Annotated in this window: 23 protein-coding genes; 7 read left to right on the top strand and 16 right to left on the bottom strand. The window is 32.3% G+C overall.

All coding sequences use genetic code 11. The features are described 5' to 3' along the window. Positions 1–42: 42 nt before the first annotated feature. Both GKZ88_RS13915 and holA read right to left on the bottom strand, forming a co-directional pair. Positions 43–225: a CAL67264 family membrane protein gene (locus tag GKZ88_RS13915; RefSeq protein WP_155102967.1), complete on the bottom strand. Its 183-nt coding sequence runs from the start codon at positions 223–225 to the stop codon at positions 43–45. Positions 226–290: 65 nt separating this feature from the next. Then, entirely contained in the window at positions 291–1,295 is a 1,005-nt protein-coding gene (gene holA / locus GKZ88_RS13910; protein ID WP_155103159.1) for a DNA polymerase III subunit delta, read from the bottom strand. A gap of 95 nt (positions 1,296–1,390) precedes the next feature. Between holA and GKZ88_RS13905 the strand changes: the two genes are divergently transcribed. From GKZ88_RS13905 to GKZ88_RS13895, 3 genes are read left to right on the top strand one after another with little or no spacing between them, the layout of a single operon-like run. Then, positions 1,391–1,843, top strand: a complete 453-nt coding sequence (locus tag GKZ88_RS13905) for a type I restriction enzyme HsdR N-terminal domain-containing protein (protein ID WP_155102966.1) — start codon at positions 1,391–1,393, stop codon at positions 1,841–1,843. Between the two features lie 20 nt (positions 1,844–1,863). Further along, positions 1,864–2,883, top strand: a complete 1,020-nt coding sequence (locus GKZ88_RS13900; RefSeq protein WP_155102965.1) for a glycosyltransferase family 2 protein — start codon at positions 1,864–1,866, stop codon at positions 2,881–2,883. A gap of 34 nt (positions 2,884–2,917) precedes the next feature. Next, positions 2,918–3,751 (top strand): OmpA family protein, encoded by an 834-nt coding sequence (locus tag GKZ88_RS13895; protein WP_155102964.1) that lies wholly within the window; start codon positions 2,918–2,920, stop codon positions 3,749–3,751. A 187-nt stretch (positions 3,752–3,938) separates the two neighbouring features. Here the strand turns inward: GKZ88_RS13895 and GKZ88_RS13890 are convergent, their stop codons facing one another. From GKZ88_RS13890 to GKZ88_RS13870, 5 genes are all read right to left on the bottom strand, one after another. Further along, positions 3,939–4,559 carry an L-threonylcarbamoyladenylate synthase gene (locus GKZ88_RS13890; protein WP_155102963.1) on the bottom strand — a complete coding sequence of 207 codons (621 nt, stop codon included), beginning with the start codon at positions 4,557–4,559 and terminating at the stop codon, positions 3,939–3,941. An 18-nt stretch (positions 4,560–4,577) separates the two neighbouring features. Next, entirely contained in the window at positions 4,578–5,075 is a 498-nt protein-coding gene (locus GKZ88_RS13885; RefSeq protein ID WP_155102962.1) for a hypothetical protein, read from the bottom strand. A 51-nt stretch (positions 5,076–5,126) separates the two neighbouring features. Then, a complete protein-coding gene (locus GKZ88_RS13880) occupies positions 5,127–7,463 on the bottom strand; it encodes a UvrD-helicase domain-containing protein (protein ID WP_155102961.1) in 2,337 nt (778 codons plus the stop codon). A gap of 528 nt (positions 7,464–7,991) precedes the next feature. After that, a complete protein-coding gene (locus GKZ88_RS13875; RefSeq protein ID WP_155102960.1) occupies positions 7,992–8,291 on the bottom strand; it encodes a hypothetical protein in 300 nt (99 codons plus the stop codon). Between the two features lie 122 nt (positions 8,292–8,413). After that, complete coding sequence (locus GKZ88_RS13870; protein WP_155102959.1) at positions 8,414–9,181, bottom strand: TSUP family transporter; 768 nt, start codon at positions 9,179–9,181, stop codon at positions 8,414–8,416. A 126-nt stretch (positions 9,182–9,307) separates the two neighbouring features. Between GKZ88_RS13870 and GKZ88_RS13865 the strand changes: the two genes are divergently transcribed. Then, entirely contained in the window at positions 9,308–9,829 is a 522-nt protein-coding gene (locus GKZ88_RS13865) for a hypothetical protein (RefSeq protein WP_155102958.1), read from the top strand. Positions 9,830–9,887: 58 nt separating this feature from the next. Here the strand turns inward: GKZ88_RS13865 and GKZ88_RS13860 are convergent, their stop codons facing one another. The 4 genes from GKZ88_RS13860 to GKZ88_RS13845 all read right to left on the bottom strand — a co-directional run bounded on the left by GKZ88_RS13860 (position 9,888) and on the right by GKZ88_RS13845 (position 14,278). Beyond that, on the bottom strand, positions 9,888–10,517 hold the full coding sequence (locus tag GKZ88_RS13860) for a hypothetical protein (RefSeq protein WP_155102957.1): 630 nt from the start codon (positions 10,515–10,517) through the stop codon (positions 9,888–9,890). A gap of 26 nt (positions 10,518–10,543) precedes the next feature. Continuing rightward, entirely contained in the window at positions 10,544–11,443 is a 900-nt protein-coding gene (locus GKZ88_RS13855; RefSeq protein ID WP_155102956.1) for a patatin-like phospholipase family protein, read from the bottom strand. A 130-nt stretch (positions 11,444–11,573) separates the two neighbouring features. Then, positions 11,574–13,634, bottom strand: coding sequence for a M1 family metallopeptidase (locus tag GKZ88_RS13850; protein WP_155102955.1), 2,061 nt, complete (start codon positions 13,632–13,634; stop codon positions 11,574–11,576). A gap of 8 nt (positions 13,635–13,642) precedes the next feature. Next, positions 13,643–14,278: a transposase gene (locus GKZ88_RS13845; protein WP_155102954.1), complete on the bottom strand. Its 636-nt coding sequence runs from the start codon at positions 14,276–14,278 to the stop codon at positions 13,643–13,645. Positions 14,279–14,363: 85 nt separating this feature from the next. Between GKZ88_RS13845 and GKZ88_RS13840 the strand changes: the two genes are divergently transcribed. Beyond that, positions 14,364–15,107: a diphthine--ammonia ligase gene (locus tag GKZ88_RS13840; protein ID WP_347343881.1), complete on the top strand. Its 744-nt coding sequence runs from the start codon at positions 14,364–14,366 to the stop codon at positions 15,105–15,107. Between the two features lie 78 nt (positions 15,108–15,185). Here GKZ88_RS13840 and GKZ88_RS13835 read toward each other — a convergent pair whose 3' ends face one another. Together GKZ88_RS13835 and GKZ88_RS13830 are read right to left on the bottom strand one after the other, a co-directional pair. After that, positions 15,186–15,725, bottom strand: a complete 540-nt coding sequence (locus GKZ88_RS13835; RefSeq protein WP_155102953.1) for a DUF1697 domain-containing protein — start codon at positions 15,723–15,725, stop codon at positions 15,186–15,188. A gap of 241 nt (positions 15,726–15,966) precedes the next feature. Beyond that, positions 15,967–16,371, bottom strand: a complete 405-nt coding sequence (locus GKZ88_RS13830; RefSeq protein ID WP_155102952.1) for a hypothetical protein — start codon at positions 16,369–16,371, stop codon at positions 15,967–15,969. Positions 16,372–16,654: 283 nt separating this feature from the next. Here GKZ88_RS13830 and recG point away from each other — a divergent pair, with 283 nt between their 5' ends. Next, a complete protein-coding gene (gene recG, locus GKZ88_RS13825) occupies positions 16,655–18,763 on the top strand; it encodes an ATP-dependent DNA helicase RecG (RefSeq protein WP_155102951.1) in 2,109 nt (702 codons plus the stop codon). 308 nt (positions 18,764–19,071) lie between these two features. Here the strand turns inward: recG and GKZ88_RS13820 are convergent, their stop codons facing one another. From GKZ88_RS13820 to GKZ88_RS13810, 3 genes are all read right to left on the bottom strand, one after another. Further along, on the bottom strand, positions 19,072–19,674 hold the full coding sequence (locus tag GKZ88_RS13820) for a PAS domain-containing protein (protein WP_155102950.1): 603 nt from the start codon (positions 19,672–19,674) through the stop codon (positions 19,072–19,074). 81 nt (positions 19,675–19,755) lie between these two features. Continuing rightward, positions 19,756–20,622, bottom strand: a complete 867-nt coding sequence (locus GKZ88_RS13815) for a hypothetical protein (protein WP_155102949.1) — start codon at positions 20,620–20,622, stop codon at positions 19,756–19,758. Positions 20,623–20,649: 27 nt separating this feature from the next. Beyond that, on the bottom strand, positions 20,650–21,246 hold the full coding sequence (locus GKZ88_RS13810) for a thioredoxin fold domain-containing protein (RefSeq protein ID WP_155102948.1): 597 nt from the start codon (positions 21,244–21,246) through the stop codon (positions 20,650–20,652). A gap of 547 nt (positions 21,247–21,793) precedes the next feature. Between GKZ88_RS13810 and GKZ88_RS13805 the strand changes: the two genes are divergently transcribed. Beyond that, positions 21,794–22,855, top strand: coding sequence for an efflux RND transporter periplasmic adaptor subunit (locus tag GKZ88_RS13805; protein WP_155102947.1), 1,062 nt, complete (start codon positions 21,794–21,796; stop codon positions 22,853–22,855). The last annotated feature ends 48 nt before the right edge of the window (positions 22,856–22,903 follow it).

Here is a 22,903-nt window from a genome sequence, read left to right as displayed (position 1 = left end):
TAGATACGTTGCAAAAGATTTTTGCATTTATTATTGAAAAAATTAAACCCTGCCTTTTAAAGCATTGAATACCCATGCATTAGCTAAAAAACCAACTCCAACAGCAGCAAATCCCCATCCCGAAACATCACTGTATCTAAAGATTCCAAGACCTATAAGCAACAATCCCATAAGTACCATTATAAAAGTAGCCCATCCTAAAACGGTATTTTTATTCATTCCCATAATTGTGTAATTATTTTTTAATCTGATTAATTTTTAGAAAGGCAAATATCGTGAATTATTACGGCTTAATTAAATATTTTATATAGCATTTCTTTAAGTAAATCTGATTGAGGCAAAGCATTGGCACCGACTCCTTTACTCTTAACATCAATATCTCGCAAAGCGCCAACAATCTGACTTACTTTTCGCATTGGGTAATTTTTAATCGCTAAATCATATTCTTTCAAGAAATACGGATTTACACCAATTGCTGCAGCAACGTTTTTTGGATTTTTATCTTTTAAACCATGATATTTTAAGAGCTGTACAAAGAATCCAAATATTAATCCAGTAGTCATTACTAAAGGATATTCTTTAGGATTATGCGCAAAATTTTCTGCTATCTTATACGCTTTCAATTGATTGCGTTCTCCAATTGCTTTTCGCAATTCGAATACATTATAATCTTTGCTAAAACCAATATTCTCCTCAATATGCTGAGGCGTAATCATGGTTCCCTGCGGCAAAATAATCTGCAGTTTTTCAAGTTCGTTATTGATTTTACTCAAATCTGTTCCTAAAAACTCAACCAACATGGCATTTGCTTTTGGGTCAATTGTGTATTTTTTTCCAGCCAGAACACGCTTAATCCAGTCTCCTACCTGATTTTCGTATAGTTTTTTACTTTCGTAAACCAAACCATTTTGAGCCAATACCTTGGTTACTTTTTTACGTTTGTCGAGCGTTTTGTATTTATAACAAAAAACCAAAACCGTAGTTTCCATCGGATTATTGGCATACGATTCAAGTTTATCAATATTTCTGGACAAATCTTGGGCTTCTTTTACAATAACAACTTGACGGTCAGCCATCATAGGATAGCGCTTGGCCGTTGAAACAATATCTTCAATAGAAACATCTCTTCCGTATAAAACTGTCTGGTTAAAACCTTTCTCTTCTTCAGCAAGAATATTCCCTTCAATATATTCAGCTAGTTTATCTATATAATAAGGTTCTTCCCCCATTAAAAAATAAATTGGCTTAATATTTCCTGCTTTGATATCATTAACAATTTTTACTACTTCGTCCATTAAATATTTTTGTTTCAAGTTTAAAGTTTCAGGTTCTGGCTTCAAATCTTGAAACTTTAAACCTGAAACCTGAAACTATTTTATATTTTTGCTTTATGCTTAAACTTAATTTCCCAGTTTACACTTTCCGATTCAAAAATAGCGAAAATAAAGTGTCTATTTTTGATGAAATCAGAAAAAAATTCATCATTCTTACCCCAGAAGAATGGGTTCGACAGCATGTTGTTCATTATTTGATGAACGAAAAAAAATACCCAAAATCGCTGATAAATGTAGAGAAAGTTTTAAAAGTCAACGGATTAAGAAAAAGATATGATGTTGTAGTTTTCAATCCTGACGGCTCTATACATATACTGGTAGAGTGTAAAGCTCCCGAGGTAAAAATATCTCAGGCAACTTTTGATCAAATTGCACGTTATAACATGACAATGCAGGCACGGTTTTTGAATGTCACAAACGGACTAAACCATTTTTATTGTCAAATGGATTTTGAAAACGAAAAATATGAGTTTTTAAGAAGTCTGCCTGATTATAAAGAAAACCATTAAAATAAATAATTTAAGAACTTTTGGATAAAATAGCAGTTGTCATTTTAAATTGGAACGGAGTAAAATTGCTGGAGCAGTTTTTACCATCTGTTATCCAATTTTCAGAAGGAGCGACAATATATGTTGCCGATAATGATTCTACAGATAATTCAGTTGAATTTGTTCAGCAAAATTTCCCTACAGTTAAAATTGTAAAAAACACTGGCAATTATGGCTTTGCAAAAGGCTATAATGATGCTTTGAAACATATTGATGCTGAAATTTATGCGTTAGTCAATTCAGATATTGAAGTGACCAAAGATTGGCTTAAGCCAATTCTTGAGAATTTTGATAATGAAAAGCAAACCGGAATTATTCAGCCGAAAATCCTTGATTTTAAAAACAAAGAATATTTTGAGTACGCTGGTGCCGCCGGCGGTTTCATTGATAAATTTGGTTTTCCATTCTGCAGAGGAAGAGTCTTTGAAACTATTGAAAAAGATAACAGACAATATGATGATAATTGTGAATTGTTCTGGGCTTCAGGCGCTTGTTTTTTTATCCGAAAAAACGTGTTTCATGAACTAGGCGGTTTTGACGAGAGCTTTTTTGCACATCAAGAAGAAATTGATTTATGCTGGCGTGCTTTGAATGAAGGACACATTATTAAGTATAATTATCAGTCTTTGGTATATCATGTTGGCGGTGCAACACTGCAACAGGGAAATCCTAAAAAAACATATTTGAATTTTAGAAATTCCCTATTAATGCTTGTCAAAAACCTACCAAAAAGAGGATTATTCTGGGTCATTTTTCTTCGAATGATTTTAGACGGAATTGCTGGTATCCGTTTTCTTACGCAGGGGAAATTCAGCCATACTTTTGCCATTTTAAAAGCACATTTCTCTTTTTATTGCCTATCTTTAAAATATCTTAAAAAAAGAAAAGATTTTCAAATACAGCAATACTATACCGTAAAAAGTATCGTTTACCTGTATTACATAAAGAAATTACTGGTTTTTAAAGAAATCTTTAACAGTAATCAAAATATTAAAAACTAAATTTGTAATCAACGTTTAATTAAATATAATACCTATGAGAAAAATAGTTATCGCACTATCAGTATTAATGGCCTTAACTTCGTGTGTATCGAAAAAACAATACGCAGCACTTGAAGCTAAGAACAAAGAGACCCAAGATTTATTAAACTCTTGCACTGTTAAATTAAATTCTTGTTTAGAAGAAAAAGCTGGTTTAGCTGCTACAGCTGAAAGCTACAAACAACACAATCAAGACTTAATCAACAGTTCAAAAGATTTAACGGTTTTAACTACTAAAGGAGCTGAAAACCTTGAAAAATCTCTAGAAAGCTTAAAAGAGAAAGATTTGAAAATCTCAAGACTTCAAGATGCTCTTACGAAAAAAGACAGTGTAACTTTAGCATTAGTTACAAGTTTAAAAGGAGCAGTTGGAATCAACGATCCAGATATCGAAATCAATGTTGAAAAAGGAGTTGTATTTATTTCTATCGCTGATAAATTGTTATTCAAAAGCGGAAGTTATGACGTAAGTGACAAAGCAAAATCTGTTTTAGCTAAAGTTGCAAAAGTTGTAAATGACAAACCTGATTTTGAATGTATGGTTGAAGGGCACACAGATGATGTTCCTTACAAAAGCAACGGAGTTTTGTTAGACAACTGGGATTTAAGTGTTAAACGTTCTACTTCTATCGTTCGTGTATTAACAAACGATCTTGGTGTTAATCCTGCTAAATTAATTGCAGCTGGTAGAAGTTCATATGTACCATTAGTTGCAAATGATACTCCAGACAACAAAGCTCGTAACAGAAGAACTCGTATTGTTGTTATGCCAAAAATCGATCAATTCTACGATATGATTGAAAAAGAAATGAAAAAACAAGCTAAATAATCCTTGTTTTACATATCATAAAAACAGAAAAAGCAGGTCTTACGACCTGCTTTTATGTATCCTTAATTTTTTTAATAACCAATTAAATATAAATCAAGAATAGCATTATTTTTAATCAACTAACTAAATTTTAACTATACTAAAGTTAGGGATTATTTTTTAACTTTTATACAATTTCAGTTTTTTTTTACAAAATTCCAATATCGCCTTTACCCTCTCTCACAATAATTGGTTCATATTCAGACAAGTCAATAATCGTCGAACCAACATTATCACCATAGCCTCCATCGATTACCAAATCTACTAGATTTTGCCATTTTTCAAAAATCAATTCTGGATCTGTTGTGTATTCAATTACATCATCTTCATCACGAATCGAAGTCGAAACAACCGGATTTCCAAGTTGACGAACAATCTCTAAAATAATATTATTATCAGGAACACGAATACCGACTGTCGTTTTCTTTTTAAACTCTTTTGGCAAATTATTATTTCCTGGCAAAATAAAAGTATAAGGACCCGGCAATGCTCTTTTCAAAATTTTGAATGTCGACGTATCAATCTGACGAACATAATCTGATAAGTTACTTAAGTCATGACAAATAAACGAAAAATTTGCTTTCTCTAACTTAACTCCTTTTATTTTTGCAATCTTTTCTAAAGCCCTTGAATTGGTAATATCACAGCCCAAACCATAAACAGTATCTGTCGGATAAATTACCAATCCGCCATTTTGAAGCACTTTTACAACTTTTGCAATTGCAGCTTCACTAGGTTTATCTGGATATATTTTTATGAATTCAGCCATTTTTTTAGAAGATAGATTTTAGACAATAGAATAAAGACTACTCTTTAATTCCCTTATAGTTTTAGACACAAAAAACAACATTCCAAAAGCAAATAAATTCAACTTGAAACGAAAAACTTCATCGCTTGCATTAAATGTTAAAAAAAATTGTGATGGTTGAAAATCAAATCCTGCAAAAGTGTCATTTGTAAGATCCAAAGTAAAATTTATAGCAATACCACTTACAGATGTATAATACAATCCATAAAATTCGAAAGCAATCATTTGTAAAAATAACAAAATGATAAGTAAATTTAATCCTTTCAAATATTTTTTCTTATTTAATAACCATGCCGAATATATGGATAAACCAAAAAAAACAAAAGGGAGAATTAAGGGAATAAAAAACGGATTTTGGTATTTACCAGGATTCGTTGTCAATAATAAATAAATCGTTAGTAATAAACCGACAAGTCCTCCAAAAAACTGGTAAATTTCAATAAAATTGAGCTTTTTAGAAAGCGTTTTATTCAACATGCTTAATATCTATCTATTTTCTTTATTCTTTATTCTTTATTCTTTATTCTTCTACCCTACAACATCTAATTTAGCAAATCTTAGTAAAAGTTTCTTAATTCCGCCAACTTCAAATTTGATTTCGGCTTTTTTATCAGCTCCAACGCCTTCTAAATTAATCACTTCTCCTTTTCCAAAACGCTCGTGCATAACAATATTTCCAACAGTTAATTTGCTGTCAAATAAATTTGGAGCACTAGCATTTGGATTCGTTCCTGTTACTGGTTTTAGTTTTCTGATATTTAAATCCGGTTTCGGATTATTATCAGTAACATGTTTTGGCGGTGTTCCTCCTACTGGTTTTGCCAGTCTTAATTTTGATTTATCAACATCGCCAAAAATATCACCATCAATTGGCGATTTATAACGATAATTACTTTCAGCGGGAGTTAGATATTCTAAAAATTGACCATCAATTTCTTCAATAAAACGTGACGGTTCACTATCTGTTAATTTCCCCCAACGGTAACGGGACTGTGCATAAGTCAAATATGCTTGATGTTCCGCACGAGTTAAAGCTACGTAAAATAATCGACGTTCTTCTTCTAATTCGCTTCTGGTACTCATACTCATGGCACTCGGAAACAAATCTTCTTCCATTCCAACCACAAAAACATGAGGAAACTCAAGTCCTTTCGCTAAGTGAATAGTCATCAACGCCACTCGGTCTTCATCATTTGTATCTTTATCTAGATCTGTTGCCAAAGCTACATCTTCCATAAATTCAGAAAGTGCTCCTCTAGCTCCATCAATTTCTCTTTGTCCTTCGGTAAAATCTTTAATACCGTTTAAAAGTTCTTCGATATTTTGAATTTTCGCCATTCCTTCGGGAGTAGCATCTTTTTTCAATTCCTGAACCAAACCTGTCTTCTTTGCAACATGGTCCGTTAAATAAAAAGCATCCTGATTCTGATCAATTACCTGAAAACTCTGAATCATAGTCACAAAATCTTTCAATTTGTTTTTTGTTCCGGTATTCAGTTTCAAATCAATTTTATCAATGTTAACCATTACTTCCCAAATTGAGCGTTTGTAATGATTTGCCGCAATTGTCAATTTTTCTACGGTTGTGTCGCCAATTCCTCTCGCTGGATAATTAATCACGCGAATTAGTGCTTCTTCATCTTTTGGGTTAATTACCAAACGTAAATAACACAAAACATCTTTAATCTCTTTACGCTGATAAAAAGACAATCCGCCATAAATTCGATACGGAATATCACGCTTTCTCAACGCATCTTCCATCGCACGTGACTGAGCATTCGTACGATACAAAATGGCAAAAGATCCATTATGAAGCTGGTTCTGCATTTTCTGTTCAAAAATGGTACTTGCCACAAAGCGACCTTCTTCGGCATCTGTTAAACTGCGGTGCACTTTAATTTTCGGTCCAAAATCATTTGCTGTCCAAACTACTTTATCCAGTTTGGTTTTATTATGCTCCATAACCGTATTTGCCGCTTCAACAATATTTCGTGTTGAACGATAATTCTGCTCTAGACGAAACATTACAACACCTTCATAATCCTTCTGGAAATTCAAAATGTTATTAATGTTTGCTCCACGGAACGCATAAATACTCTGTGCATCGTCACCAACCACACAAATATTCTGAAATCTGTCTGACAAAGCCCTTACAATCAAATATTGAGAGTGATTTGTATCTTGGTACTCATCAACCAAAATATAACGGAAACGGTCTTGATATTTAGCTAAAACTTCCGGAAAACGTGTCAACAACTCATTGGTTTTCAATAACAAATCATCAAAATCCATTGCGCCGGCTTTAAAACAGCGCTCCACATATTGCTGATAAATTTCACCTAATCTTGGTCTTTTTGCCATAGCATCGGCTTCTACCAATTCTGGATTATTGAAATAGGCTTTTACTGTAATCAAGCTATTCTTATAACTAGATATACGTCCTAAAATCTGTTTTGGTTTATAGATATCACGATCTAATTGCATTTCTTTAATAATGGAAGAAATTAGTCTGGCCGAATCCTGCGAATCGTAAATAGTGAAATTAGAAGGATATCCCAAATGATCTGATTCCGCACGAAGGATACGTGCAAAAATCGAGTGAAATGTTCCCATCCAAAGATTTTTAGCTTCACTCGCTCCCACAATATCCGAAATCCTGTGCTTCATCTCGCGGGCTGCTTTATTGGTAAAAGTCAGCGACAAAATATTGAACGCATCAACACCCTGAGCCATTAAATAGGCAATTCTAATCGTTAAAACACGGGTTTTTCCCGAACCTGCACCAGCAATAATAATCATTGGCCCGTCTTTTTTAAGAACGGGTTGTCTTTGCGCTTCGTTGAGCTGGTCAATATATTTCTGCATGTAATTTATCTCCTTTATATGCAAAAATAAGAATTAATGATTTAATAAGCTACTAAGATTCTAAGGTTCTGAGATGCTAAGTTTTTTTTCTTTTTTTGAAGCCAAAGAATAGGCATTTTATTGAACATGGTTTCCCGCTTTCGGCTTTATCTCTCCGTTTCACTGCGAGGATATCACCTCTATCGGGGCTAGAAAACAAACAATATGATTTGAAAGAAAAATCTTTAAATTTAATTTATATTTGCAATAACTATGATTAATAATATGAAAATAAAACTTACTGAAACAGCCGAAAAAAGTTATTATGAAATTGTTAGAAAATATACTGAAAAGAAAGCTGCTGAATTTTCTAAAACTACATTTTCTGTAATTAGAATTATATCAGACAACAATAAAATTGGTCCACGCCACCAAAAAACTCTTTACCGAAAATTTTTGATTTCGAATCAAGTGTATTTATTTTACAAAATTGAAATTGATATAATTTATGTGGTTTTGTTTTGGGACAACAAAAGGAACCCCTTGATTCTAGATGTTATACTTAGTTCTTAATTTTTCTTTAAAATCAGAAAAATCAATTGTTCTACCTGCTTTTATATCTTCTTCACTTTTCTGTAATTCTTGAATCAAAATCTCTTCAGGAAACAACAAATTTGTAATCAACTTTACTTCTTGATGTGTAAAACTTTTTGACTTCAATTTTCTATAATAAGTTGCATGTTTCAAACCTAGTTTTTGCATAAAAAACTCAGCTTTATAATATGACTTACCTATTAAATCTGGCAGGCTATTAATATAATTCTCGTAATTTTCAACTATTTCTATCATAAAATGATATTTTAAGTACTATTATTCTACAAATATAATCTAACTAAATGATAAATAAAACAGAATTAAGTTAAAACTTACAATATTAAAGACATCAGTTCCGAAGCTTCGTGGATAGTATCTTATTTAAAAAACACATCATAAGCAAAGCGAATTAATGTCCCAACCACAACAACCAAAAAGAAAATTCGAATAAAACCATTTCCCTTATTAATTGCCAGTTTTGCACCAAGCCATCCGCCAAGTCCGTTGCTTATTGCCATTGGAATCGCGATGGACCAGATTATTTTTCCTTTAATCATAAACAAACAAATCGAACCAAAATTTGTCGCCAAGTTTACCATTTTAGCATTCGCGGAAGCGTGCAAAAAATCAAAACCTAAAAGTGCAATAAACGCAACTACAAAAAAGCTTCCAGTTCCTGGCCCAATAAATCCGTCATAAAAACCAACAATCATACTAATTACAATTGCATAAATAATTTGAGTTGTTTCCGAATGATCTTTGGCAACGTGCTGACCAAAATTCTTCTTTGCATACGTATAAACAAACAACAACGACAAAACCACAAGTAAAAGCGGTTTCATAAAATCGTTGCTGACCATTGTCAAAATGGTAGAACCCAAAAATGCCGATGGAACTGCCAAACACATCATTATGATTAATAATTTCCACTGAATAACTACTTTCTTTAAATATTGAAAAGCAGCAAAAGCCGTTCCGCTGAAAGCCGGAATTTTTAGCGATCCTATTACTGTTGAAACAGGCAAATTAGGCAATAAAATTAGCCCCATTGGAGTTTGGATTAGTCCACCGCCACCAACAATTGCATCGATAAATCCTGCAGCAAAGGCAGCTAAGCAAAGAAAAAATATTATGTATGAATCCATTAAAAGTAGTTTTGTTCAGATTTTGAAAACCAGTTGCAAAAATAAGTTTTCCGTTTTGTTTATTACCAAAAATTTAAAATGGATTTCTCCTCAAAAAGTATATTTTTGCTAAAAAATTTAACCCAAATGGATTTTACAAGAATTATAGAATTAGCCAGTTATACTTTGCCTGCAATTGTAACAGGATTTGTTGCCTACAGTTTTTTTGAACTGCATATTAAAAACAATGATAAAAAGCGTGCTTTTTTATTGAATAGAGACTATCAAAAACAGTCATTGCCAATACGTTTACAGGCTTACGAGCGTATGACTTTATTTTTGGAGCGTATAAACTTGACCAAATTATTAATTCGAATTGCCCCAATTTCGCAAAATAAACACGATTACGAAAACTACGTAATTGACCAAATTGAACAGGAATTTGAACATAATTTAACGCAGCAGATTTACATGTCTGACGAGTGCTGGACGATTATCACAACTGCTAAAAATGCTACAATCCAAATGATTCGTAAAGCTGCAATGAGCGATAAAGTAGAAAATGCAGATAAATTGCGTGAAGTTATTTTGAATGATTTATTAGAAAAACAATCACCTAGCAACGCTGCTTTAGGATATATTAAAAATGAAGTTGCTGAACTTTGGTAAAATATAATTTACTCGAAAGATTGAGTAATTAAAACATACTCAATCTTTCATTTTTTTTTTAGCTAACCCATTCTTCGCTATATTTTACTACTACCCATTTTCCTTTCTTTTTTTCTAAGAAAACCCGGTAACCTGCGCCGCATAAGCCAGAACAGTTTAAAATATATTTGACATAAGCCTTCTTTCCGTCAAGTGAAATTATTGGAATCGTTGCGTAATAATAACTAAAGTATTTTACATTCTTAATATCATTCCTAACTTCTTGGATAGATTTGATATCGACTTCATTAAAATCATTTTGCGATATTTTGAAAGCATTAAAGTTTTTGTTTTGAAATTCAATGTATAACGAATCTGATTTTGAAAAGAAAAATTTTTCTCTAGGAATATCTGGTAGTCCAATAAGAAGTTCTATCAACTCAGACTCACCTTCTGCTTTCTTTGGCAACTTGTTTTTCTCCACATGATCAATTCTCAGCTTTTGCAGATCTTCGCAAAAAGAAATCTTCTTTTTCTTTCCTAAATAAGGAGCGATTTCTAAGCTATCACTATTAATGAGCGCTTTAATTATTTCATTAACTTCTTCATTTTTTGGCAATCTAAAATTAGGAATTTGCTTTTCCTTCTGACAGCTTATAAAAAAGAAAATCAATACTAAAAGTGAACCAAAATAATTTAAACTTCTCATAATTTCAGATAAATTATTTTTTATATCTACCTATTATCACTCATAACTTCAGACTTATTCTGGGCGTATTCATAACCTTGCTCCCACCATTCCTTCATTACTTCTTTGTTGAAAATTAAGGCATTATCAGTCAGTTTTGTTGGTGTGTAATATAAGTTAAGTTTCACATTCTTATTGTTTGCCATAAGTTTTCCTATAGCAATATCATGTTTTTCTACCTGATCTAGAGCAATTCGGAACAAATCAATCATTAGTGAAAACGGGTTTTTACCGATAACGGTTTTATCCATATTCACTTCGGTTTCCAAAATAATTACGTCGATCTCTGTTGCACCACGATTGATTGCTTCACGAATTGGCACTAAACTTGAAAATCCGCCATCGCCGTATTCATAATTATTTTTCTCAACTAAACTCATAAACGGAACATAATTACTTGAAATCCAGGACCATTCTATGAATTCTTCATAACTGCAATCTTTTACCGACTTATATTCTGATTCGTTTTTTGTAAAATTGGTGACCGTAATAATTACATCAGTCTTCAGCTTTTTTAGCTTATTGAAATCTGATAATGAAAAATTATTTCGAATATATTTTCTCAAACCTTTGCTTTCGCCAAAAGTCCTTTTACCTTTAAAAAACTGACGTAATACATTGAAATGATTAATTGTTACAATATCAACACCTTCTTTATTTTTAACCACAAACGGACAAATATTGAAAATACTTGCCATTGTAACATTAGTATAAACCGAATGAATCTTTCTAATATGTCCCAAAGCTAAATGCGGAATAAGCAAACTTCCTGTAGAAGTGCCTAAAAATAAATCATACTCGTGATTTTTCTCTTCTATTAAATACTGCGCAACTCCGCCGGCAAAGGCGCCTTTGCTTCCGCCGCCAGAAATAACTAATGCTCTCATATATGGTATTGTAGGTTCTTTTTTAGAAATTAGAAGAAAGAAGCAAGAACAAAGACTTTCTTTAAAAGTGAAATCTTCCTTCTTTACTCTTGCTTCTTTGCTCTATTTTCTATATTCTATTCTCTTTTTTTCACTCTTTCAATAAACGGTTCAATTGAAATTGTTCATCGGGGGTCAAATTAGGCAAAATTCTTTCAAACGAGGCACGCATTTCTGAATTTTTTAATAACATTCTTATTGTGTCTCTTCCAAATTTTGAAAACTGCCACATATGATGCGTTGTGGAGGAAACTAAATTACTCAAAACCTGATCGTTAATAATTTTGAAAGCTATTAATTTTTCAAGTGCATTTTGTCTGGTCGTGGCTTCATATTTAGTAGACGAAAAACCAATTAATTCGGCAACAAGTTCATCTGGATTATCAGCATAATTTGATGTTGATAACGCGAGTGAAAGCCACAAAGTGCGAAGATTATAATCATTAAAACCAATCCAATTTTTTGATTTATTCAAATATTCGTTTCGGTGATCTGGAAAATTTCTCCAAAGCCAGTACAAAGCAATTTCCTGTGTTTGATACGATTGATCGTTTAACAGCGTTTCATATGCTGCTCTAAAATCTTCCGGAATTTTGGTTAAAGTTTCTGCAACAGTTTGACGAATCTGTACATTATTTGTCTGCATTGCTAAAAGCAGTAAATCTTTTTTTGCTTCGTATTTCTCATTTTCTAATTGATCAACAATTGACTCTTTTACTGTATGATAAACATCCGAATTTAAAGTTTTTATAAAGAAATCCTTTTTTTCAGCTAAAGGTGTTTTCTTCAATTTATCAACTTCCAATCTAACCTGAATAGCTTTATTTTTACTCAACAAAGCATTCGCAGTCGGTGTATCAAAAACTGTTGATTCCAGCCAGGTTTTCTGGAATTTATCCAAATCAAAATCGGATACCTTTTTAATTTCATTAAAGAAATCTTCTGTATTTACAATTTGATAGGCATATTTTTTCAGGTAACTTTTTATTGCTTTTTTAAAGGCTTTATCACCAATTGATTCATGAAGAACAAAAAGCGTCCAAGCCCCTTTTTCGTAAAACGTCAGCGAACTCGCTTTTGGATTCAAAACCGGAATAGAATCGGTTCTTGAAGCAAACTTTATTTGCTGTGCGGTGTCATAAAGTTTAGAATAAAAATAATCGTCACCAAAAATTTCACGTTCTGCAAGCGCAGCATAATAAGTTGCAAAACCTTCCTGAAGCCAGTGATGTTTACTGCTTTCGGCGGTTATTAAATTCCCAAACCAATGATGCGCTAATTCGTGCGCATCGACGTTTGTATAATTTCTGTCGGTAAATCCAATTGAATCGACTACATATCGAGTGGCAAAAAGCGTTGAAGTTGTATTTTCCATTCCGGCATATAAAAAATCTCGAACCGGAATTTCTCTATAAACTTGCCATGGATATGAAACGCCAATTTCTTTTTCTAAAAAATCAAAAATACGTTTTGAATATCGAAATGTAGGTTCAAAACGAGACGCATCTTTATTTTCTAAGTAATATTCAAGCGGAACATTCGATTTCGATTTCAAACTTTTTTTATCGTATTTCCCAACTGCAAGCATCAAAACGTAAGAACTCATTGGTTTTTCCATTTTGTACTGCCAATGAAATAAATTATCCTTTTGCGTTTTATCTTTTAAAATTCCATTTGAAATAACCTGATACTCTTTGTCATAAGATATACCTAAATTGAAGATCACTTTTTCATTAACATCGTCAAAACTCGGAAACCAATTACTTGTGTATCGACCTTGACCTTGTGTCCAGATTTGAACATCTTTTCCTTCAATATCAACAAAATACAAGGCTTGTTTTGGTTTTGCAGTATATTTAAAAGTCAGATGATTTTCTCCTTTTTGAAAATTTCCAATAAGCTGCAGCTGTTTCCCAGAATTAACGAAAACAACGTCTTTGTTGTCAATTTGTACTTTGGAAAATTCCATGTTTTTGGCATCAATTTTTATGGTGTCTATAGATTTTAAAACCATAAAACCGTAATCAACAGTACCTGAAACTGATTTTTCTTTGGCATTTAAAGTTAATTGCGCATTAACCGATTTAAAATCGACGAATTGAGTTTGTTGTGCAAAAATAAATCCAGTAAAAAGTAAAAAGATATATTTCATTGAAAATTTTATTTTAAAGAATCTGTTTCCCAAGATTTCGGATTGTTTTTAATATAATCATAAATTATTTCGAATCGTTTATAATTTCTGACGATGTGATCATGATAATTATCCTGCCAAATGGATTTTGTACCATTTATTTGTTTGGTCGTCACCGATTTAAAAATTGCTACAAATGATGAAATAGATTTTGGTTTACGTCCAAAATTAGATTCAGATTGTTTTTCGTCCCTATTGTCACGTAGAGGCGCACAGCTGTGCGTCTCCGTAACGTTTGTCGACAAAGATGTGTCACATTCTGTTGTCGATATGCTGGACGGAGACGCACTGCTGTGCGCCTCTACGATATGCGTTGTGTTTTGAATTTCGTTTTTATTTTGAATTTCAATCAATAAATGAATATGATTTGGCATAATAACCCAATTATGGAAAAACCAATTTTTACGAATCGCAATTGATTTCAAAAGTTCTGTCTCAATAATCTTTCCATTATCGTTTAAAATCATTTTATCATCTTCAATTGTTCCAAAAACACATTCTCTATTTTTTGCAACCATTGTAATAAAATAGACTGCTTCACTTGAGTAATCCCAATTCTTTAATCTAGTTGAATCGATTTTGAATTTATCTTTATATAATGACATATTTAGGCGTGTAAATTCCCAAAGTTACAAACCTTTCACCAACAAATAGAATGAAATTTGTAAGTTTACCGCATAAAAATACCAAATCGTGTCGATAAAAAAAGCCTTATTCAACTGGAGCAGCGGAAAAGATTCTGCTCTTGCCTTATATAAAATTCTGCAGCATCCTGCGCATAAAATTGAATGTTTAATGACAAGCGTGAATCAGCAATTTCAGCGAATTTCAATGCATGGCGTACGAGTTGAATTGTTAGAAGCTCAGGCAAAAAGCATCGGAATACCATTAAAAATTCTTGAAATTCCTGAAATGCCAACTATGGAAGTTTACGAAAGTGTAATGACTACAGCTTTAACCGAATTAAAAGAAGAAGGTATTTCGCATTCGATTTTTGGTGATATTTTTTTGGAAGATTTACGAAAATATCGTGAAGATCAATTGGCAAAATTAGGTTTTGAAGGTGTTTTTCCAATTTGGAAAATTCCATCCCACGATTTAATTCAGGAGTTTATTTCGCTTGGATTCAAAACGATTGTGGTTTGTGTAAACGAACGTTATTTAGACAAAAGTTTTGTTGGCCGAATTATCGACCAAGATTTTATTAATGATTTACCCGAAAATGTTGATGTGTGCGGAGAAAACGGCGAATTTCACACTTTTGCTTTTGACGGACCCATTTTCTCTGAACCAATAAACTTTGAAATTGGAGAAATTGTTTACCGCAAATATGAGAAACCTAAAAACGAAGATTCGTCAAATACTGCCTGTGACACAAATAGTTCTGATGCTTTTGATTATGGATTCTGGTACTGCGATTTGATTGCTAAATAAAAATTAGCCACGAATTCACGAATTTTTTATTTAATAGCAAAGTAAAAATAATTCGTGAATTCGTGGCTAATTTTCTTTTTATTCAGAATACATTGCCAGCAAATTCGTTACTGTATTCCAGTTTCGCATTGTTACTATAACATTCAGTTTTTTCTCGATATATTTTCCTTCCAATCTAGTTTTTCCAGCTCCAACGGCGTATTTAATAAAAATTCTATTGCCGTCAATACTGGCTTCATCTGGCTTAAACTGACTGATTTTTAAGTCATTTATATTTTCACTTTTTAAAGTAGTCGATACAAAAGCAACGTACAGTTTTTTGGTATCAAGATCTTTTTCTTTTAGATACGGACTGTTTTTAAAACACAATTCTAAATCTTCTTTAGTAATTACAATTACAGGAACTTCATGCCCAAAAACTTTAAAAATTTCCTGTTTTATCATGAAACCCACTTTCGAAGCATCTTCATCACTATCGACAAAAACATTCCCAGATTGCAGATAAGTGCGGATATTTTGAAATCCAATGTTTTCCAGCATGGTTTTTAGAGCTTCCATTTTCATCATGTTATGACCAGAAACGTTGATGCCGCGTAAAAGTGCTAAGTGTGTTTTCATTTTTAAAGTATTTAAAACAAAAAAAGTATCCAATTAGAATTGAATACTTTTTTCCTAAACAAACTTACGCTTTTTATTTTGCTTTTTAATAAATCACAACTTACAATAAAATAATATTCAAAAGGTATAAAAAACGATCTTAAACCTTCGAAGCAATTTTAAAAATAGTCTAAATATCAAAAAAACTGTGTCAAAAATTTACGAAGTCTTAAACAATTTGAATTAGTGAGTCTTGTTATTATTATTTTGACTTCTTGTATGTTAATTGATAATCGCACATCCTTGCCGAATTTTCCAAATTACCATTAAGAATATACAAAAGCTCGCTTTTTCCTCCAGATCCACTACAGGTAATAATCAAATTTGAAGGAGCAGAATAAGTTAATTGGAAATTAGCCCTGCCCTCTCTTTCAAAAATTTCAAAAGTACCAGATAAATGAGTAGTTACGCTATTAACTGTTTTAGTTCTTGTAAATGTATTGTCTTTACTAAAAACATACTCATCATTCCAACTTACTTCATTTTGGGTATTTATCCATTTTCCATAATAATCATTTACTTCTAATTTTTCTTTGTCATCAGAATTATCACTAGAACAAGAAGTAAGTAAAATAAGCAACGTAATTAAAAGTCCAATTTTTTTCATTTTTATAGTTTTTTAGGTTAACTATTAGTAAGATAAATCTTTTTTAAAAATAGTTGCGTCGAAAAACACTATCTTAACAATATGATAATATACGAGTTAACTTTCCTATATAATTGATAAATATTCCATTTTCAAATTTCCTAATTTAAATCTATCTTCGCTTTTCCAAATGAAAGATAAAAGATTATAGAATCAGGAAAATAGATTTTTGTCTTTGCTCTTTATTCTTTATTCTATTTTCTAAAATCTAAGCCAGTCTAATAATCTAAGAAGTCTAAAAAAAATGTCTAATAATCTTCTTGAAACTCCAATCGAATACTTAAAAGGTGTTGGCCCGAGCCGTGGTCAGTTGCTTCGTAAGGAATTGGGAATTCATAAATATGGAGATTTGGTTAATTTTTTTCCAAATAGATACATTGACAGAACACGTTATTATAAGATTAATGAACTGCAGAATACAGGAACTGAAGTTCAGATTATTGGAAAAATTATCAATATCAAGACTGTTGAATTTGCTAAAAACAAAAAACGTTTAGTCGCGTCTTTTGTGGATGATACGGGGCAAATTGAGCTGAATTGGTTTCAAGGACATAAATGGGTTCGAGAGAGTTTAAAATTGAATGAAACGCTTGTAATCTTTGGAAAATGTTCTTTATATGGAAGCCAATTTAGTATGGCACACCCTGAAATTGAATTATTAACCGAGCATCAAAAAAGTCTGCGTTCTGCCATGCAGCCGGTCTATCCTTCAACAGAAACACTTGCCAATCGTGGTATTTCAAACCGAACCATCAATAAACTGATGGAACAATTGTTTATTGAAACTCAAGCTTTATTTACTGAAACTTTTCCGCCATATTTAATTGAAGAGTTAAAGTTAATTCCGAAAAGAGCTGCTTTATTCAATATTCATTTCCCAAAAAGTACCGATGCTTTGGCGAAAGCCCAATTCCGATTAAAATTTGAAGAATTGTTTTTTATTCAGCTTCAATTGATTACTAAAAATCTAATTCGAAAACATAAAATAAAAGGACATCCGTTTACTAAAGTTGGCGAATTATTTAATGAATTTTATAAAAATCATTTGCCTTTTGATTTGACAGGCGCCCAAAAAAGAGTAATCAAAGAAATTCGTACCGATATGGGAAGCAACGCTCAAATGAACCGTTTGCTTCAGGGAGATGTTGGTTCTGGAAAAACGATTGTGGCTTTTATGAGTATGCTTTTGGCAATTGATAATGGGTTTCAGGCTTGTTTAATGGCTCCGACTGAGATTTTGGCCAATCAGCATTTTATTGGATTATCTGCATTTGCAAATACGCTGAATATCAATATCCGAATTTTAACGGGATCAACTAAAACATCGGAACGAAAAATTATTCATGAAGAACTTGAAAACGGAACCCTGCAAATTATAATTGGAACTCACGCTTTATTAGAAGATAAAGTAAAATTTCAAAATTTAGGTCTTGCTGTTATTGATGAACAGCACCGCTTTGGTGTGGAGCAAAGATCCAAATTGTGGAAGAAAAACGAGATTCCGCCACACGTTTTAGTGATGACGGCAACTCCAATTCCGAGAACTTTGGCGATGAGTTTATACGGAGATTTGGATATTTCTGTAATAGATGAATTACCTCCTGGAAGAAAACCAATTCAGACCGTTCATCGTTATGATACAAACCGATTAAAAGTCTGGAAATTTCTTCGTGATGAAATTGCTTTAGGAAGACAAATTTATATTGTTTATCCGTTAATTCAGGAATCTGAAAAAATGGATTACAAAGATTTAATGGATGGTTACGAAAGCATTTCGAGAGATTTTCCGCTCCCACAATATTCGATTTCTATTTTACATGGAAAAATGAAACCAGCCGATAAAGATGCTGAAATGAAACGCTTTTCTGAAGGCAAAACAAATATTATGGTTGCTACAACTGTAATTGAAGTTGGTGTAAATGTACCTAATGCCAGCGTTATGATTATTGAAAGTGCCGAACGTTTTGGATTATCGCAATTGCATCAATTGCGCGGTCGCGTTGGCCGTGGTGCTGAACAAAGTTATTGTATTTTAATGACGAGCCACAAACTAAGCACCGACAGCAAAACCAGAATGGAAACGATGGTTGGAACCAATGACGGTTTCGAAATTGCCGAAGTCGACCTAAAACTGCGTGGTCCCGGCGATTTAATGGGAACACAGCAAAGCGGTGTTTTAAATCTGCAAATTGCTGATATTGTAAAAGACCGAGACATTTTGTCTTTGGCACGAAATTATGCCATGAAAATTTTAAAAGAAGACAGCGCACTTCAAAAGCCGGAACACGTGGTTCTAAAAGCTGTTTTTATTGAACTTACTAAAAAGAAGAATATTTGGAATTATATATCTTAATCTAAGATGCTAAGGTTCTGAGATACTAAGATGCTAAGTTTTTTTCATTAGCCTTCGACTTCGCTCAGGATGACACTCGGATTGATTTAGATTTTAAACTTTATTTGTCACTTTATTTTTTGCAGTTTTGAACTAAAAAAGGCTTAGCAACTTAGCCTCTTAGTATCTTAGCAACTTTAAGAAAAAACTTCACTGCATCAAATTTTACAAAATATCCAATTATTTTTCTAGGTGATTAGATTTGTTGGGGGACAAATTCAGGATTGAATATTCTGATTGATACAGCAAAGTTTTTTTCAAATTTATTTTTATTTTTTAGGAGTCTCTTTCTTTTCAAAAAGTCCGCTGAACAGACCTTTGCTTACTTTATTTTTATCATCTTTTCCAGTTGCAATAAGATGATCAATGTATTCCATATATGTTTTTTTTCGTTCCTCTAAAAAACCAATTAAATATTCTTCAGATGCCAACATTCCGCTGGCCTCTTCTATATGCAAAAGTTTTTTATACAAAGGTTCGATAAATTTGACTACAATATCTTCGGGAACCGATTTTCTTGTTCCAAAATAACCTACAATTTCTCCATTTGAATCGGCTATGATTTTAAAATCGGTAATAACCCAATAATATCTGCCGGTTTTCGACATGTTTTTGATAATGGCATGAATGTTTTTACTCGATTTAATACTATCCCATAAAAATTTAAAAATTACTTTGGGCATATCAGGATGACGTATTACGTTATGAGCCTGGCCAATGAGCTCAAATTCATCATAACCAGATACGTCAATAAAATCTTCATTGGCGTATAAAATGGTTCCTTTTGTATCCGTTTTACTGAGTAATACTTTATTCTTATTCCAATCGACTTCTCTGTCTGATGGAGTTGGGCGGGTAATTCTGGTATCCATAAATTTCTGCATTTAAAATTAACATATGATTACGTTGCTGCGTATACTATTAAATTCAATTAAAATATTGTTTTTATTAAATTATTGATTCGGATTTGTCTTTCCACTGACTGATTTGAAATGGATATCATTTACCAGATCATCGATTTTTTTAGCGCTTTCTCTCATCATATCTAAATAACTCAAAAGCTGATCATTATCTGTATGTCCTTTAGAAACATCAATCAGTTTTAATACTGAACTTACAGGCATTTTTAAATCTAAAGTGGTTTTATGAATAAAATCATTGTATTCTTTTGTAGCCGACATTGAACTGAATTTTGCAGATGCTAATTTGATGTTTTCCAATTCGTATTCGTCAGAGATTTTAGAAATATGATTTTGACTGTGTGCTTTAAAATAGTAAGCCCAGTATCCATTCATAAAAAACACCGCACCCGCTAATACAACGTGTACTAAAAAAGTTTCAACATCAAAATTTACCTGCGAAAAATAAATCTGCATGCCATTTGCATCGTTGTAAACATAATTTTGAAGATAAGCCAAAGCACCATGATGCAAAATCACTAAAAGTGTCAGCGGAATCTGCAATTTCCAATTTTGATAGATAATTAAAATTGTACTGGCCACAAATACTGTAAAATGCATTTCAAACATACCATGCATTTGATAAATATATTGTGCCATAAAAATGGCCAGAACCACAGAAAGAACATATTGATAAAACTTCGAATTTTTCAGAAATAATTTAGCCGAATAATACGCCAGCAAATTCAGCGTTCCCACTCCTGCTCCAATTTCCCAAGTGTCATATTTAAAAGATAATGCAATTCCGAGAAGGAAATAAACAGCAAGAACATAATTAATAATAGTATCAGATTTTTCTGTCATTGTAGACACAAAACTGTGCAGGTAGTCCTGCTCATTTAAACTAGCTTTTGATTTCATAAAATTGAGGTAATTAAATGGTTAGATTTATTTAGTGCATTTTGGTAATGAACATCCATAGGCCCTAAGAGCCAAAGCATCAAATGAAGGGGCATTTGTATGACTTAATAAAGAATCTATTGCCTGCTGGGCATAATTCGTCTCGGCATCAGTGCAATATCTTGTTTTATTGTAATTACCGCGAAAATAAAGGTTTTGTGAACCATCAATAAGAACGGCCTGCGGCGTAGAAAAAACTCCACAGCTTTTTGCTATTTGCTGATCAAAGTAAACTGGAATTTTAGCGCCAAATTTTTTCTGAATTTCCTCAATAGATACGCTCTTTTCATTATTGATCACAACAATCTTGAAATTAACACGATCGCCATATTTTTTTATCAATTCACTTACATGAGGAACATTAAAACGGGAACAAGGACATTCTGGATTAAAAAAGTGGAAAAAGATTGGTTTTTGATCCGCTGTACAGCACTTTAAATCAATTTTACTGCCCATAGCAACTGCGTGATAATCCTTTGGAATTGGTGTTGGCAAACTGTACTGAAATTCGTTCTTCCAAAACAAAACCGAAATAGCTGCAAGAATCAAAGAAAACCATAAACCAAGAAGTAATTTTTTCTTCATAAATAAATAGATTTTGATTTTTAATATAAACAGTTGTTAATTTTTTAAATTTTCTAAAACAAAAAATTCAAGTCTAAACAAATAAAAAACCTACATTTATCACAACTAACTACAGAAAAAACAGCAAAAATGATAGTCCAATAACGCTGTTTTGTTTAACCTTATCAATGTTACAAATAAAATCGATAAAGCACAAAATAAAACTGATAAAATGCGTATAAATAAAATTCACGTAGTCTTTTTCCTAAATTAATCACACGTATTTTTACTTTTTTTATAAATAAAAACCTACTTTTTAAATTGCTTTTTTTCACTTAAAAACTGACTTAATTAATTTTTAGCCAAAAACAGCCTAAAAAAAGAAGAATATTTTTTTTACACCCCTACATTAAACCATTGTAAAGAAAAACAGTCTAAATGATAAGCAAAGCAAAAACTTGTACATACAAATGTTAAATTAAGAGTTCAGCCTTTCGTTTTCGTATCAAAAAGTTAAATTTGTAAGCTTACTTAAAAAAAAACCAAAAAATACATTTACCTCAAATTTATGAAAGTAAAAAATCTAATTTATGCCTTGCTAGTTATCGGACTTGGAGGATTTATTGCTTACCGAGTAGTTTCAAACAAAAGTAAAAACGACGATTCTAAAAAGTTTGGCGACAAAGACAAACCAACAACTGTTACTGGAATTGTTGTAAAAACAGCTGTTTTTGACAACAATTTATCTTTATCAGGATCAATCGAAGCAAATGAACAAATCGAAATCAGAAGCGAGGTTTCAGGAATTGTTGAGGGTATTTATTTTAACGAAGGAAGTTACGTGAATAAAGGTCAAGTACTTTTCAAGGTAAATGATATTGAATTAAAAGCACAGCTTCGTCAGGCGCAAACCAAAGAAGGATTAGCCGGCGAAAACGAAAGAAGAGCAAAATTACTTCTTCAGAAAGAAGCCATAAGCCAGGAAGAATTTGATGTTGCCAATGCAGATTACGCTTCTGCAAAAGCCCAGACGCAATTAATAAAAGCACAAATTTCAAAAACATCTGTAAAAGCTCCTTTTTCAGGAAAAATTGGTTTGCGCTCTATTTCTCCAGGAACTTATATTACACCAACGATATTAGTAGCGAAATTGGTAAATACTGGAAAACTGAAAATTACTTTTTCGATTCCTGAAAAATATGCTACAGAAGTAAATAACGGATCTAGCATTGACTTTACAGTTTCTGGTTCAAATAAAGTTTACAAAGCTAAAATTTATGCCATTGAGCCTGAAGTTGCCGTTGCCACGCGTACACTGCAAATTAGAGCTATTGCAGACAATATTGATGGAAAACTTTTCCCTGGAACTTTTGCCGATGTAAAACTGCCATTGAATATTATTAAAGACGCTATTGTGGTTCCATCTGAAGCTATTGTTCCTGTTCAGGACGGAAAAAAGGTTTTTATTGCAAATATGGGCAAAGCCAGAGAAGTTATGGTTGAAGCAACAACACGTACTGACGCTTCTATTTTAATTTTATCAGGATTAAAAGCTGGTGATACTCTAGTTACAAGCGGTGTTATGTCATTAAAAAATGATGCTCCAATAAAAGTTAAAGTGCAAAAATAATTTTAAGTTATGAGTTTTTAGTTAGGTGTTATGAGTAAATGAATTTTA

It is taken from the genome of Flavobacterium sp. LC2016-01 (assembly GCF_009711135.1).
GTDB lineage: Bacteria > Bacteroidota > Bacteroidia > Flavobacteriales > Flavobacteriaceae > Flavobacterium.
This window is presented reverse-complemented; position numbering and strand designations above follow the sequence as displayed.